The 15,555-nt window shown below is 52.6% G+C and carries 12 protein-coding genes and 1 tRNA gene; 2 read left to right on the top strand and 11 right to left on the bottom strand.

Features of this window, described 5'->3' with window-relative positions; all coding sequences use genetic code 11:
- Positions 1-304: 304 nt before the first annotated feature.
- The 7 genes from PGW97_RS23160 to PGW97_RS23130 all read right to left on the bottom strand — a co-directional run bounded on the left by PGW97_RS23160 (position 305) and on the right by PGW97_RS23130 (position 8,737).
- The gene (locus PGW97_RS23160; RefSeq protein ID WP_273859968.1) at positions 305-2,092 is read right to left on the bottom strand and encodes an aminopeptidase P family protein; all 1,788 of its coding nucleotides are present in this window, start codon (positions 2,090-2,092) and stop codon (positions 305-307) included.
- Positions 2,093-2,102: 10 nt separating this feature from the next.
- Entirely contained in the window at positions 2,103-3,098 is a 996-nt protein-coding gene (locus tag PGW97_RS23155) for an ABC transporter ATP-binding protein (RefSeq protein WP_273859967.1), read from the bottom strand.
- A 10-nt stretch (positions 3,099-3,108) separates the two neighbouring features.
- Entirely contained in the window at positions 3,109-4,140 is a 1,032-nt protein-coding gene (locus tag PGW97_RS23150) for an ABC transporter ATP-binding protein (protein ID WP_273859966.1), read from the bottom strand.
- Between the two features lie 54 nt (positions 4,141-4,194).
- The gene (locus tag PGW97_RS23145) at positions 4,195-5,124 is read right to left on the bottom strand and encodes an ABC transporter permease subunit (RefSeq protein WP_047886267.1); all 930 of its coding nucleotides are present in this window, start codon (positions 5,122-5,124) and stop codon (positions 4,195-4,197) included.
- A 10-nt stretch (positions 5,125-5,134) separates the two neighbouring features.
- Positions 5,135-6,055 (bottom strand): oligopeptide ABC transporter permease OppB, encoded by a 921-nt coding sequence (gene oppB, locus PGW97_RS23140; protein WP_047886266.1) that lies wholly within the window; start codon positions 6,053-6,055, stop codon positions 5,135-5,137.
- Positions 6,056-6,272: 217 nt separating this feature from the next.
- On the bottom strand, positions 6,273-7,883 hold the full coding sequence (locus PGW97_RS23135) for a peptide ABC transporter substrate-binding protein (protein WP_273860649.1): 1,611 nt from the start codon (positions 7,881-7,883) through the stop codon (positions 6,273-6,275).
- 530 nt (positions 7,884-8,413) lie between these two features.
- Positions 8,414-8,737, bottom strand: a complete 324-nt coding sequence (locus tag PGW97_RS23130; RefSeq protein ID WP_207103859.1) for a MazG nucleotide pyrophosphohydrolase domain-containing protein — start codon at positions 8,735-8,737, stop codon at positions 8,414-8,416.
- Between the two features lie 184 nt (positions 8,738-8,921).
- On the opposite strand from PGW97_RS23130, the gene PGW97_RS23125 reads away from it, so the two are divergent.
- Positions 8,922-9,012, top strand: a tRNA-Ser gene (locus PGW97_RS23125).
- Positions 9,013-9,277: 265 nt separating this feature from the next.
- Positions 9,278-10,756 (top strand): DEAD/DEAH box helicase, encoded by a 1,479-nt coding sequence (locus PGW97_RS23120; protein WP_207103858.1) that lies wholly within the window; start codon positions 9,278-9,280, stop codon positions 10,754-10,756.
- A 120-nt stretch (positions 10,757-10,876) separates the two neighbouring features.
- Here the strand turns inward: PGW97_RS23120 and PGW97_RS23115 are convergent, their stop codons facing one another.
- From PGW97_RS23115 to PGW97_RS23100, 4 genes are all read right to left on the bottom strand, one after another.
- Positions 10,877-11,359 carry a peptide-methionine (S)-S-oxide reductase gene (locus PGW97_RS23115; protein WP_273859965.1) on the bottom strand — a complete coding sequence of 161 codons (483 nt, stop codon included), beginning with the start codon at positions 11,357-11,359 and terminating at the stop codon, positions 10,877-10,879.
- 621 nt (positions 11,360-11,980) lie between these two features.
- On the bottom strand, positions 11,981-13,054 hold the full coding sequence (locus PGW97_RS23110; protein WP_273859964.1) for a S66 family peptidase: 1,074 nt from the start codon (positions 13,052-13,054) through the stop codon (positions 11,981-11,983).
- Positions 13,055-13,372: 318 nt separating this feature from the next.
- Positions 13,373-14,809 (bottom strand): amino acid permease, encoded by a 1,437-nt coding sequence (locus PGW97_RS23105; protein WP_273859963.1) that lies wholly within the window; start codon positions 14,807-14,809, stop codon positions 13,373-13,375.
- A gap of 256 nt (positions 14,810-15,065) precedes the next feature.
- Positions 15,066-15,554, bottom strand: coding sequence for a beta-galactosidase subunit beta (locus tag PGW97_RS23100; protein WP_207103855.1), 489 nt, complete (start codon positions 15,552-15,554; stop codon positions 15,066-15,068).
- Position 15,555 lies beyond the last annotated feature (1 nt).

Below are 15,555 nucleotides of genomic sequence, written 5' to 3'. Positions count from 1 at the left end.
GGCTATAGCGTTAAAAGGTCAGTTGGTTGGCGTCTCAGAAGGGCTCACAGCGTGAACGGCAGCGAGTTTAAGTCTCTGTTGAAGTCACTGATCATGGCATGACATGGTGAGGGGGAGATTCACATCTTGGGGCGATGAAAAAAAGCCGGCTCCAGGGCCGGCAAAACATAACAGAAGCAAGGAAAGTGAGGGCCAGCCTTAAACGATGGCAGTGGCTGGCAATGAGGGACACAAAGGATATAGGTAAACGCCATCGCTTCCGGAGACAAACCCGGTGGCTATGCGTTGACTTCACTCACCGCGCTTACACCGGTGCGGTCGCCGTTTGAAGCCAGTTTCGTTCTTGCAGCGTCAACGCCTCATTGAGCACGGCATATACCTGTGCGTGATAGGTGTTCAGCCATTGTTTCTCTGTGTTGTCCAGCATCTCCAGGTTCAGAGCCTGCGTGGCAATCGGCGCGAGAGTCAGGGTTTCGAAGCCATAAAACGCACCAAATGCTGTTTCTTCACATTCCACAACCTGCATGATGTTTTCTATACGTACGCCGTATTCACCTTCACGATAAACGCCCGGCTCGTTAGTGATCACCATGTTAGGTTTCAGTGCTACTTCTTTGTGAGACTGAGAAAAGTTTTGTGGTCCTTCATGCACGTTCAGGCACAGGCCAACGCCATGGCCGGTACCGCACTTGTAGTCAATACCATGCTGCCAGAGTACCCCTCGCGCCATAATGTCCAGGTTGGCCCCGGTTGAACCTTTCAAAAATCGGGTCTGGGTCAGGCGAATAACCGCTTTTAGCACCAAGGTGTAATCGGTGCGCTGTTGCTCACTGAGCTGACCAAAGCTGAAAGTACGGGTGATGTCGGTCGTGCCGCCAAGGTATTGACCACCGGAGTCGACCAGGAAAAAGTTAGATTCATCGACGTTGGCATTGCTTTCGATGTCGGCGGCATAGTGCATTTTGGCTCCGTGTGCGGCAAAACCGGCAATGGTCCGGAAACTGTCGCCGATATATGTCGGTTGTTGGGAGCGAAATGCCTGCAACTGCTGCTCAGCATTCAGCTCGGTCACGCTGCCCCCAGGCACTTGCTGATCCAGCCAGTGCATGAACTTCACCATTGCGATGCCATCCAGACGTAAGCTTTCTTTCATGTTGCACAGCTCAGTCTCGTTTTTGATGGCTTTGAGCTCAGTGAAATAACTTAATCGGTGGCTGAGTGTGACGGTGTCAGGCAATTTGCTGACCAGCAGAGCATCCGTGTGAAGGTCACAACAGCGGAAATGGCGATCGGCAGCCAGACCGGAAAGGGCGGTGGCAATCTCCTCATACGGCTGGCATGTCACCCCCTGGGTTTCAAGGTGGGCGGCAACGTCTGTCGGCAGTTTTTGCAGGTCAATAAACAGTGTCGCGTGAGTCTCTGACAGCAGCAGGTACGATTCCGAAATCGGGCTGTACAGGGTATCACCACCACGAATATTGAGTGCCCACATCACATCATCCAGCGTGGAAACCAGCAGTTCGTCGACGCTGTCCTGAGACATCAGTTGGCGTACCTGCGCCAGTTTCTGGGCCGTTGTCAGTCCTGCATATTTAAGTGGGTGATTAAACACCGGCGTGGCCGGACGCGCAGGGCGATCAGCCCAGACTGCGCCGATCAAATCGTGAGTGAGGACAATATCGATCCCTTTGCCAGCCACCGCCGCCTGCAGGGACAGATAAAAATGATAGCTGATGGTGCGCCCATCTACCCCAATGCGACTTTGGGACGGCAGGGTATCAGCCAGCCATTGCGGAATACTCGGCGTTTCCGGCAGGCGGGCCTTAAACAGGTCTAGTCCGCTGCCGTTTAACTGCTCTTCGGCCTGAATGTAGTAACGGCCATCGGTCCATAAACCGCCGCCTTCCGGCAGAATTACCGCTTCGCCAGCAGAACCGGTGAATCCTGTGATCCACTGGCGGGCCAGCCAGTGAGCAGCTGAATACTCGCTGGCGTGCGGGTCGTAGTTGGTCGCAATATAGGCATCTAACCGGTGCTCTGCCATTTGGGAGCGCAGCTGAGCAAGGCGTTGCGAAACAGTCGGTTGGTTCATGAGTTTTTCCTTAAACATCAAGTTGTGAACAGAAAATATGGTGGCCGGTTTTACCGGTCAGTGGCGGACGTTGCTCGGCGCAGTCCTCTGTTGCTTGCGGACAGCGGGTACGAAACACGCAGCCCGACGGCGGATTCAGCGGTGACGGTAGGTCGCCCGGCAGCAGCTGAATATCCCGGGTTCTGGCCAATTGTGGGTTGGCAACAGGCACGGCGGACAGCAGTGCCTGAGTGTAAGGGTGACGGGCATCGTCAAACACGTCCCGGAAATGGCCGATTTCCATGGGGCGACCCAAATACATCACCATGACCCGATCGCTGATGTGGCGTACTACGCTCAGGTCGTGGGCAATCATGACCATGGTCAGCCCCATCTCCTTTTGCAGGTCGCTGAGAAGGTTGATGACCTGCGCCTGAATTGACACATCGAGTGCACTGACGGGTTCGTCACACACGATCAGTTTGGGATTGAGGATCAGCGCGCGGGCGATGCCAACCCGCTGGCACTGTCCGCCGGAAAATTCATGGGGATAACGGTTTCTCTGGCTGGGTAGCAGACCCACTTTGTCCATCATCTGGAACACGCGTTGCTCGCGGTCGCGACGGGAAAGCTGGGGTTCATGGGTAAGCAGCGGCTCTGCGATACATTCTGAGATGGTCAGACGCGGGTTCAGACTCGCGGAGGGATCCTGAAAAATCATCTGAAAGTCACGCCGTTTGCGGGTCAGCGTCGATTTGTTGTACGCCCGCATGTCCTCTCCCTGCCAGTACAGGCTGCCATCTGTCGGTTCAATCAGACGCAGCAGGGCGCGTGCCAGGGTCGATTTGCCGCAGCCGGACTCACCGACAATCCCCAGGGTTTCTCCTTGATAGATGTCTAAATCAATGCCGTCCACCGCTTTCACCTCGGGACGATGCGACGACAGCCAGCGTGGCAGAATTGTCTGACCTGTGCGGAAATGGACTTTCAATCCGCGTGCCGACAGCAAGGTTGGTTGGTGTTCCATGGTGTTTTCCTCAGGCTGATTTCACGACAGGGTTTTGAACGGCGTTGTACGATGACAGGGATGCCGCACCAGCAAGGTGAGAAGCCTGTTCCTTGAGATGACAAGCGAGTGCTTGCGTCGCAGACAGTCGGGTAAAATCCGGTATTTGCTGGTGGCAGACGGATTCAGCTAGACTGCAGCGATTCTTAAACGGACAGCCCTGATGATTGATCAGCGCACTGGGTGGGTTACCCGGGATGGTCGGCAACCGATCCATGTCTTCATGAATGGACGGAATCGCTTGCAGCAGTCCTTGCGTATAAGGATGCGCTGGGCGATCGAACAGCGTGAAGGTCTCCGCTTCTTCCATTTTACGTCCGCCGTACATGACCAGCACCCGGTCACACATTTCGGCGACCACCCCCATGTCGTGGGTGATCAGAATGATGGCGGTGTTAAATTCGGTTTGCAGATCCCGTAGCAGCGCCAGGATCTGTGCCTGTACCGTCACATCGAGAGCGGTAGTCGGTTCATCGGCAATCAGCAGTTCAGGTTTGCACAACAGGGCCATGGCAATCATCACCCGCTGGCGCATACCGCCGGAGAGCTCATGCGGATACTGGTTCATCCGCGTTGCTGCGGAAGGAATACGCACCGCATCCAGCATGGCAATCGCCGCAAGGTTGGCCTCTTTTCGGCTCATGCCTTTATGGATGCACAGCACTTCAGCCAGCTGTTTACCGATTTTGACGAACGGGTTAAGCGAGGTCATCGGATCCTGAAAGATCATCCCGATTTTTTCCGCGCGGATATGGTTGAGCTCACGAGCAGACAGGCCAAGTAAATTGGTGCCGTGGAAGTTTGCCTGGCCTTCTGTGATGCCGTTGTCTGCGGTCAGCCCCATCAGGGCAAAAACCGACTGGCTTTTGCCTGAGCCGGATTCGCCGACAATGCCCAGGGTTTCGCCGGCGCTGACGGAATACGACAGATCACTGACCGCCTGCACCAGCCCGTCAGGGGTGCGAAAGCGCACATTCATGTTTTCTACAGATAAAATCGTCATTGCTTATCCTTGCGAACTTTTCCTTGTGAGCAGCGCTTTCACGCGCTGCGCGGATTAACGGTCTTTCGGGTCCAGTGCGTCACGCAGGCCGTCGCCGATGAAGTTAAAACAGAACAGCGTGGCAACCAGAAACAGAGACGGAAACAGCAGCTGCCAGATGGCAACATCGATAGTTTTCGCACCTTCTGAGATCAGGACGCCCCAACTGGTATCCGGCGGCTGCACGCCAAGCCCAAGGAAGCTGAGAAACGATTCAAACATGATGAAACCGGGCACCATCAGCGAGGAATACACCATCACAATGCCCAGAACATTCGGCAGAATATGGCGGCGGACAATGGTCAGTCGCGATACCCCGATCGAATGCGCGGCTTCGATGAACTCGCGTTTTTTCAGACTGAATGTGACGCCCCGTACCACCCGAGCAATACCGAGCCAGGACACCATGCCTATGACAATAAAAATCAGATAGATATTGTTGCCAAACAGGGTCACAAACATGATGACCATGAACATAAAGGGTACTGAGTCCAGCACCTCAATCACCCGCATCATGGCGCTGTCGACGACTCCTCCGACAAAGCCGGAGATGCTGCCCCATAAGGTGCCGATCACCACGGCCACCAGTGCGCCGAGGAAGCCAACCATGATCGACAGCCGACCACCCTGCATGGTGCGGGCAAACAGATCCTGTCCCAGATCGTCGGTGCCGAAATAGTGGCCGGAGCTCAGGGACGGTCGGCCCAGCTCATGGGGCTCTGCCACTACGCTCCAGTCAATTTCATCGTGGGCGAACGATGACAGGGATGGGCCAAAGGAGATGCACAGGACGATCAGCAGTAGTACACCTACTGAACCCATGGCCGCTTTGTTCTGCCGGAACCGCCCCCAGGCGTCCTGCCACAGACTGCGGCCTTCTACCGCATCGGGAGTTTGGGTCAGTGATTCAGTGAGTGCCTGTGTGTCGAGTTTTTTCGTTAACATGCTCGGGTTCCTACATACGAATGCGAGGGTCGATGACGGTATAGAGAATGTCGACCACGAGGTTAAACAGGATGGTGAGCGTGGCCACGATAAGGGTAATTCCCATCACCAGGCCGTAATCCCGGTTCAGTGCGCCAGAGACAAAGTGCTGACCCATACCACCGGTACCAAAGAAAATATCAATGATGACTGAGCCCGTAACCACGGCGACAAAACTGGGACCCAGCATGGCAATGATGGGGATCAGTGAGGGGCGTAGCGCATGGTGAATCAGGATATAGCGGGTTGAGAGCCCCTTGGCCTTGGCGGTACGGATGTAAGGCTGGTTCAGGGTTTCGATCATCGCCCCGCGCATGACCCGGGCAATGCTGGCGATGGAGCCGATGGCCAGACTCAGTACCGGCAGCACCAGAAATGCGGGTTTGCCGCCTTCCCAGCCACCGGCAGGCAGCCAGCCCAGGTGTACAGAAAACACCGTTACTAACACCGGAGCCAGTACGAATGCCGGAATCACGATGCCTGTCATCGACAGGGACATCAGCAGGTAATCCAGTCGGCTGTTGCGATTCAGAGCCGCCACCGTGCCGAGAAACATGCCGGTCGGGACAGCAATTACAAACGACAGCAATCCCAGAATGGCGGAAACCGGCCAGGACTGGGCGACCAACTGGGTGACGGTAAAGTCCTGATAAACAAAACTCGGCCCCAGATCGCCCTGAACAAAGTTTGAGATATAGATGAAAAACTGCACTAAAAATGGCTCGTTCAGGTGAAACTTGGCCTCGATATTGGCGCGAACGATCTCCGGCATTGGCCGTTCCATATCAAATGGACCACCGGGTGCAATGTGCATAAGCCAGAACGACACCAGTGCGATGAACAGCAGAGTCGGAATGGCGATTAACATACGACGAAAAATATAGAGAAACATTAGGTCACCTTATTGACCGATTTGAACGATGTCGGCTTCCTTGAAGCGCATAATCAACATCAACCTCTCAACCAGCTGAAGAGCCCAGCCAGTGGAAGTCTGACCATAACGCTTGCAGAAAATGGCATAGCGGGCAGCGCGGTCAGGGTGCCGGCTGCGTCGCCATGCCAAGTTCAATACCGGGTTATAAACCGAGAAACGTGCGCCGGCAGAGGCATTAGTGCGCCTTGACGTAGACGTTCTTGCGATAGAATGCCGACTCTGGATTTGTGCGTTCATAGCCGCCGATATAAGGCTGGCGCAGGTACTGATCATCGCCCGGGCGGAACATCGGAATGACGGCCATATCGGCGATCAACTGTTTTTCAGCCTGCATGTAGATTGCGGCGGGATCGGAAAGGGACTTGGACTCCTGCATCCATTCATCATATTGCGGGTTGTTGTAGCGGGAATCGTTGTACTCGCCGTTGGAAACAAAGATATCCAGCCAGGTTGAGGCTTCGTTGTAATCAGCCGTCCAGCCGCCGCGGCTGATGTTGCCCGGTTCTTTCAACGCATAGAACACCTTGGGTTCCAGCTGTTTGATTTCCACCTGAGCACCCAGCACGCTTTTCCACATGCCCGCCATCGCCGTGGCGATTTTGACGTCAGTAGAGAACGTTGGAATGGTGAAAGTCAGCTTAAGAGGATTTGCTGCGCCGTAACCGGCGTCCGTCAGCAGTTGCTTGGCTTTCTGGTTGCGGACTTTTTGTGTCCAGGTGGCAAATTCCGGGATAAAACTCTGGAACCCGTCTGTTTGCGGCGGCACCAGGGTATACATTGGCACCCCGCCGTTTTTCACCACCGCTTGGGTCATGATGTCGCGGTCAATGGCGTAGGCTAGAGCCTGACGCACGCGCAAATCCTGGGTCGCACCGGATTGCGTGTTCAGGTAGTAGAATGTCGAACCCAGTGACGCACCGGTATTGGCGACCTTCTCCGGGAACTGTTTCAGGATGCGGTTCTTTTGTGCTGCCGGGATCGACAGGGCTTCATCAATCTCACCCGCCAGGAAGCGGTTCAGTGACACGTTGGCATCCCCAATTGGTAGCCAAGTAATTTTATCCAGCACCACCTCATCGGTGTTCCAGTAGTGGGCATTTTTCACCATCACCATTTTTTCATTCACCTTCCATTCGGCAACGGTGAAAGCGCCATTGGTCACGATATGTGCCGGTTGGGTCCAGGCACTGCCATGTTGTTCAACGATTTCACGCGGCACCGGTGCCAGCACCGGATGGCTCAGCAATTTGACGAAAAACGGCACGGGCTTCTCCAGCGTGACCTCAAACGTCAGATCATCAATGGCTTTCACGCCAAGGGTGGCGGGATCAGCTTGGCCGTTCATGATGGCCTTCGAATTAACAATACCGGGAATGGCGGCAAACCAGGCATACGGCGAGGCGGTTTCAGGATTGATCAGACGTTGCCAGCTGTACACGAAATCCTGTGCAGTCAGTGGCTTACCGTTTGACCAACGGGAAGGGCGCAGATGAAAGGTATACACCGTATTGTCGTCGTTAACCTCCCAGCGGGTCGCGATACCCGGAATGGTTTTACCGGTTTTATCCTGCGTGGTGAGCCCTTCAAATAAGTCGCGTCCCAGATTAAATGCCGGTTCAGCAGCCTGCTTGGCCGGATCGATGGACGTGACTTCTGCGCCATTATTCAGGGTAATTTCCTGTTTCTTGGCCAGTTGGGTTCCCGCCGGATAGGGGGCGGCCATTACCGCCGGGCAAAGCAAACTCGCTATCAGGGTACTGAGCAGTACGATCTTCTTGGCTTTCATCATATCCGTTTACTTCCGTGTGAGTGGGTCTGATAGAAAATGTATATTGTATACAAAACGCTCACAACAAAAGGTTACATCTCATTAACAAAGGGCCGTTATTTGAGACTGGCAGGATTAAAAAGTGAGACTCTCAGTGTGCTACCCGATTTAGCATACAGGGTTAAATGACGAGTGCTTCAAGGGGCGAGCTGAGAACAGAGGACTGACAGCAGAGAAAAACAATTGAGAAAAGAAAGCAGAGAAAAGAAAATAGAAAACAGAGAGGGGAGTTGAGAAAACCCGTACAAACAAGTCACAGTAAGCGGCTCGCACTTCAAACTACGCCCTGTTTTCTTCGAGTGCGAGTGTTACAACAAGGTAGTTGGATGCTCATCGGGTAAGGGCTGGCAACATTGCCAAGCCTTTCCTGTATATAGCTCCAATATCTTCAATCCAGCGCCTCAAATTCAGCGACTTCAATCCAGAATCATCAATTTAGAATTTGGCACCGAAGCTGATCACCGAAATTCTGGTGGGTCATCCCGGTCTTAGCGGGTTGACCAGGTGCGCTGTTTATTTTTCTCTTCTTTTTGGCGAAAGGCATGTTCAAGGTTTATGTCATAGCGGTTTGCCAGTGAGCAGAGGTAGATAAACACATCAGCCAGCTCATCACCAATGTCGCCGACTGTTGAGTGAGGATCGGTGGCGATTCCTTCTGCTTTGCGAATGGCTTTAAACAGTTCGCCGACTTCTTCACCCATTAACAGGCATTTTGCTAGCACCGGTTGCTGGGCAAAATTGCGTTCGATTTCCAATTCCGCGACATAGTGCTGGAAGTCACTCATGGTTGGTTGGGGAGTAAGGGTAGGCATCACGTCTCCTGATTAACTGAATATTCCTGACATCTGACGGTATTATGCATGAAAAATAGCCGGTGAAATGATCGGAAAGGCGACAAAATCCATGTTATCGCTGCAACCTTAATCACTTGATTCGGTGTGGGTAATTTTGGCCTTTACAAGCTACCGCGGGATTCGTAATATTCACCGCACTTACGGAGAGATGGCTGAGTGGTTGAAAGCACCGGTCTTGAAAACCGGCATACGTTAATAGCGTATCTAGGGTTCAAATCCCTATCTCTCCGCCACATTCTAAACCCCAGCAGAGATGCTGGGGTTTTTCGTATCTGGCGACAGGTAACCACTGCTTGGGATGTAACCAGAGAGGCCAGTGCCGCTCATTTCCCTTAAGTAACCTTCCAGTCCATCCCACTTTCCCCCTGATTTCCTGCTTTCTGGTGGGCAAAAGACAATTTTTGGTTGCTACACCGCCGTGAAAACCTCAGAATGTCGGACTTTTCGTCACTATCGTTGGCGACGAATGTTTATATCAACAACAATTGAGAATCAAATATGGGTTTTACCTCGTTAGGTCTTTCTGCACCAATCCTTAAAGCTGTTCAGGAAAAAGGATACGATACCCCTTCACCTATTCAGGCGCAGGCGATTCCTGCCGTGCTGGAAGGCAAAGATGTCATGGCTGCAGCTCAGACTGGGACAGGTAAAACCGCAGGCTTCACGCTGCCGATTCTGGATCGCCTGGCTAATGGCCCGCGAGTCAAGGGCAATCACATCCGTGCCCTTATCCTGACGCCAACCCGCGAACTGGCGGCTCAGGTACAGGAAAACGTGTACACCTACAGCCGTCACCTGCCGCTGAACAGTGCAGTAGTTTTTGGTGGCGTGAAGATTAATCCGCAAATGTTGCGTCTGCGCAAAGGGGCTGATGTACTGGTGGCTACGCCGGGTCGTTTGATGGATCTGTATCAGCAGAAAGCGGTGAAGTTTGATCAACTGGAAGTGCTGGTTCTGGATGAAGCAGACCGCATGCTGGATATGGGTTTTATTCGCGATATCCGGAAAATTCTTGATTTGCTGCCAGCGAAGCGCCAGAACCTGCTGTTCTCTGCCACGTTTTCTGATGAAATCCGAGCGCTGGCCAAGGGGCTGGTGAACAATCCGGTTGAGATTTCGGTTAACCCGGCAAACTCGACAGCCAGAACGGTTGAGCAGTGCATTTATCCGGCGGACGTGAAAAAGAAAGCGCCAATGCTGGTTAAGCTGATTAAAGACGGTGACTGGCAGCAGGTGTTGGTCTTTACCCGTACCAAGCACGGCGCAAACCGACTGGCTGCATTCTTGACTGAAGAAGGTCTGGCGGCTGCGGCAATTCACGGCAACAAGAGCCAGGGGGCTCGTACCAAAGCGCTGGCCAACTTTAAGTCAGGTGAGCTTCGGGTGCTGGTGGCGACGGATATCGCTGCTCGCGGGATTGATATTCCTCAGTTGCCTCAGGTGGTGAACTTTGAACTGCCAAAAGTGGCGGAAGATTATGTACACCGTATCGGGCGTACCGGCCGTGCGGGAGAAACCGGTAAGGCCATTTCTTTGGTCTCTGCCATAGAAGCGCCAGAACTGTTCGCGATTGAGCGTTTGATTCAGGAACTGCTTCCGCGTGTTGAACTGGACGGCTATAAGGCAACCAATACCGTACCGGAATCGAAACTGGATACGCGTCCAATTAAACCGAAGAAGCCGAAAAAACCAAAAACGCCAGGTGCTGCAAATGCTGAGGGTAAGGAATCTAAAGCCGGACAGCAACCAAAACGTCGCACCAATGGTGGCGCTGGCCGAGGGGCTGCGAAAGGCCCAGTGAAAAACGGTGCCGCTAAAGGCAACAGCAAACCAAAAGGGCAAGCGCGAGATGCCGCTGGTGCCAAACCAGGTTCATCGCGTTCGGGTGCTGCTAAACCGGGTAAACCTGCGGGCAAAAAGCCAGGCGGTAATCCGCAAGCAGCAAAGCGTCGTCAGCCGCGTCCGCAGTCGGCGTAACATTACCTGACGGGCTTGGGCCGGACAGACAGTAACAGAAACAAAAAACCGCTGTGATGACAGCGGTTTTTTTATACCGGCTTTTGTGGTCGGCAGTCATGCTCTTCGAAGTTCTGCCTGCTAGGTTTTTTTGTATTTATGCAAAAGATCAAACGGGATGTGGCAATAGCTGTGATCTTCAGGGTGAAGGGTCAATCTGTCCTGATGCTCATCGTCACTTTTGACATAGTTGTGCAGCGGTAACACCTCTACAGCGATCAAACGCGCATCATCTCGGGCAAGGATGTAATTTTGCACTTTTTCTAAGTGTGCCGGATGGCGACTGTAAACACCGGTGCGGTATTTTTCTCCCACATCCTGTCCTTGTTTGTTCACGCTGTAGGGATCGATGATCTCGAAAAAATAGTCCATCAGCTGCTCAACCGATATCATGCTTGGGTCGAACTGGGTGCGAACACACTCGGCATAGCCGTCATACTCGCCTTGGGTCGTGTTCGTTGTGCCGTTGGCTCGGCCCGCTTCGGTGCTTATGACGCCGGGCAGGTGCTTCATGAACTCCTGAACGCCCCACAAACAGCCACCGGCAAAAAAGATTTCTTCCATTTCAGATGATTAGCATAAACAGAGTCAAAGATAGGAAAAACTGTAACAAACTTGGTTGCAGAGATGAACGCAAAACTGGTTCAACCTCACGGAACCTGGTTATATCGAAGGGTGATCAGCGGTTGATCACAGAAATTTCGCTGGGTTGTTTGATTTCCGTGATCGCTCGCTTTTTATGCCAAAAAGCCGGTTGGGTATCAGGCGGGGACGTAATAGAATCGGTGTTGCTCATTCATGAGCGTATAACGAACAATCACAATTCAGACATGTGGTGTTTTCACCCTGTCATTATTGCAGTCAGGCTTGTCCTGACTTCTTTTTTGCCCTTGCTTGGGAACGGTTCCACTTTGATCTGTTCCCGAAAACGGTGTCACTGGTTTCGTGCATGTATCATGCCCCTGCTTTTAAGCTGGCTGGACATTGGCTAACCAGAGCCCGCTGAATCCCCAAAAACTATTACCCAAAAACTATTACCCAATATCTATCACCCAATATTTATCACCGAATATCTATCACCGAATATCTATCACCGAATATCTATCACCGAAAATCTAAGACCGACTAATATCTAATGCTTGCTACCAGCTGGCGTCGGGGGCGTCTGCCAGTCTGGTTGCGGATTTACTTCAGGTACTGGGTGACGGTTGCCCGCCCGTTATCGACAGCCACTTCGGCAAGTGCCCCGTTAAACAGGGTCAGATTCGGTGGCAAGTGACCGATATCGGCATCGTACACGACAGGAATATCGATATCGTCAAGGGCTGACAGCAGGGCTTCTTCTGAGGTCATGGCCTGATTGGCGTCGGCGGCCATAGAATCAGAGATAAACGCGTTGCGGCCAAAGATCACGGCGTTGACTTTGCTGAAGACCCCCCGGTATTTCAGGCTAAGCAGGGCGCGGTATAGATCGGTTGGTGACATCTCTGCATTTTCGAGATAGAGAATAATACCGTCACCTTGAAAGCGCCGATCCAATGCGTTGAGATCCAAATATTCTGTGCCGACAAGGTGGTGCAGGATATCAAAGCACCCTCCAATGAGTCGCCCGCGAAAAGCGGCACTACGCTGTTTGCCAAGCAGTTTCCAATAGGTCGGCTCGCAAGGCTTGAGGATCGTATCCGGATTGACAGCAAACGATTCGCCATGAATCTGATAGGCGGTGGAGGATTGCTGATGCAGGCTGGCCCCGGCTTCTTGTTTCAAATAGGGGATCACGCTGGTTACGAATGCACAGCCCTCATCAGGATGCATCTCCATCAGGTTGGCCGTGTGAACGGTAGCCCAGCCCAGCTTGGTGGTCATGGCGGTCAATACGGTGCTGACATCGGAAAACCCAACCAGCCATTTGGGACGCACGGTGCGGAGACGGTCGTAATCAAGCAGGGGCAGGATATCCATTGCCAGCTCGCCGCCCCAGGGAGGCATCACGGCATCAATGGAATCGTCACACAGGAACCGCATCAGCTCCTGTGCGCGTTGTGCTTTGCTGGCGCTGGCGTGCTTAATGTTTTGTCGCAGACACTGGCCTTCAATGACGTCAAATCCTTGTGCTTTGAGGTTCGCCAGCACTTTGTTCAACCTCGGATGACACTCTGCTTCTACGCCGGAGGAAAAAGCCGTCACGGCAATTTTGCTGCCAGCCGCTAAGGGGCGGGGGTATAACGTGTGGTGCGGTATGAAGTTTGTCTCTGTCATGCTTATCCCTGAAGCTGTCATTGTCGGGTCCATTGAGGCTGCAGCGCACGAGGTGCTGCTCAACGATAGGTATGATTTGGTTCCGGTCTCGCTCCCGTCAGGCTATTCTGGTTGTGGCCTGTTTAATGGGTGATTTATCCATGTCGTTTTTACTGCGATGCGAACGTTTTTCTGAAGCGGATAGAATGACAATATGCAACGTCTTGTTTTTAAAAGCAACGGCATCAGAACGGGTATAACTGGGTTTGGTCAAATGCAACAGCCCCTTCCATCTTAGGAAGGGGCTGCATGACTAACTCACCAGAAGTGACGGCGACATTAATCGATAGCCAGAGCGGCTGGGCTGGCTTCCGCCAGGCGCTCCTCATTTGATAACGTCTTCTCGTACTGGCTGTATTTCCACCACGCGTAGCCAAGGAAAATCACAATTCCGCCGACGTTGTAGAAGATGATGGTCATGATGTCGGCACCGGTCGGGAATGTCGATGCCAGGAAGCCGACGGTGAAAATACCAATCAGGATAGAGACCGCCACAATCCCGGTCATTCGTGAGCCCATTTTGAAGTCGCGTTCCAGATGATCCAGCTTCAGACGCAGGTTCAGGTAGGCCAGCATGATAAACAGTGGTGGCAGCATAGAAGCCGCAGCAGTCATGTTGATCACTGTGTTCATCAGATCCTGTGCAGTGTTGGAACCCAGACTAGGGATAATCATTAGCGGCAGAACAATCAGATACTGGATCCAGGCTGCGCGAGCCGGTACGCCGTTTTCGTTCAGCGCGACAGTTTTCTCACCAAAAATGCCGGACGGGATTTCAGAGAAGAAAATTTTCACTGGTGTAGCTGTCCACATCAATAGCGAGCCAAACATGGCGGTGAAAGAAACCAGTCCGACAAAGCGGTTCATCAGAATTTCAGGCAGGCCAAAATGGGTTGCCAGGCCTTCAAAAACCTGAACTGAGCCGCCCGTGAATTTGAGGTCGTCACTGACCACAAACACATTGATCAGCACAGAAGCGACCGAATACAGCACCCCGATAAAGATACCGGCCAGAATGATCACTTTGACGAAAGATTTAGATCCGCCTTTTACGTCATTGACATACACGGCAACAGATTCTGCGCCACCGGCAGCCATAAAAATCCAGGTTGTAATGCCAAGAAATGCCCAGCTGAAATCAGGGATCATCGCCTCTACCGTAATAGGGTCAGCAGGCTCGACACCACCCAGCAGCGCTGCGCCGGACAGCAGAATGTAAGACAGCGTCAGTAGCAGCATGAGTGAGGAAGTGACCGACGTAATCGGCCCCAGCATTTTGGCTCCGTTGGTTGAAACATAGGTGGCAAAGGCAAAAAGCAGCATGCTGAGGAAAGTGGTCGCAAACGGGGTAAGCACGTACTCGTAGCCAAGGAACGCATAAGAGGCATACGCAATAACGCGCGGCAGCAGCGAGGTAAAAAAGAACAGGTTCACGAACCAATAGGTGTAGGCGGAAATGAATGCCCAGCGTCCGCCTAGAGAGCTTTTGACCCAGGCATACACACCGGCTTCCGAATTTTTGTTCAGGGAAACGAACTCCGCCACGATCAGGCAAAACGGAATAAAGTAAAAAATGGTTGCCAGAAAGAACATCGGCGCCGAAGCCAGACCGATTTCGATGTTGTTGTTAATGACATTGTTAAAGCTGAAAACGGCGGCAAAAGTCATCGACAATAAGCCGAACTTGCCGAGCGTATTACGTTTGGATTCAGACATAGGGTTCTCCAGTGAATCACGTCGGTATTGTAGGGAAGGAGGAACTGGGTAACTGTGATACCTGTCCCTCTCTGTTTTTTTGTTTCGTTCCCGGACCACCGAGGCAGATGCCGCGCCGGGTGCTTTTCGGTTAAATCACTACGGTTAAATCGCTACGGTTCAGGTGCTACAGTTCAGGTGCTATATTTCAGTAGCAATATTCAGTAGCGATATTCAGTAGCGATAGCTTTCGGTGTTGCTGGTATCTCAGAACTTGTTATTTATTCAGGAAATAGCCGTCTTCAATGGTGACTTTGAGGACGACTTTCCGTACCGGATGCCCCTCAGATGCGCCACAGAATCGGTAAGCTTTGGTGTTATCGAAAATGGCGATTTGTCCGGCGCTGACATGGCGCATTTCAGGTTTTTCATCTGTTTCGCCTTTCTCTCCATCACAAGCCAGCCATTCGCGATCGGTTTCATCCTGATAGGCTTCAAGCGTCCTTAACGCTGATTTATCCGCAACTTCAAAGGTTTCACTGCCACTCAGGTAGTAATGCACATCCAGATAGCGGCGGTGACCCAGAAAAGCGTCTGATACCGGCTCGGCACTTTCCTGAACCATGTACACCAGTGAATCGCCCACCGAGTGCATAACGCCCGGACGAAGCTGGTGGCTGTTGGCGATGGCTTCCAGGCAGCGTTGCCATTTCCGGCCTTTGTGGTAGATGGCCTGAAATTGCGTCAGGTTGTCTAAAACGATCATG

This window comes from Photobacterium sp. GSS17 (assembly GCF_028621875.1).
In the GTDB taxonomy this organism is placed as follows: Bacteria; Pseudomonadota; Gammaproteobacteria; order Enterobacterales; family Vibrionaceae; genus Photobacterium; species Photobacterium ganghwense.
Note: the sequence above shows the minus strand (reverse complement) of the source record. Positions and strands in the feature narration are given on the sequence as shown.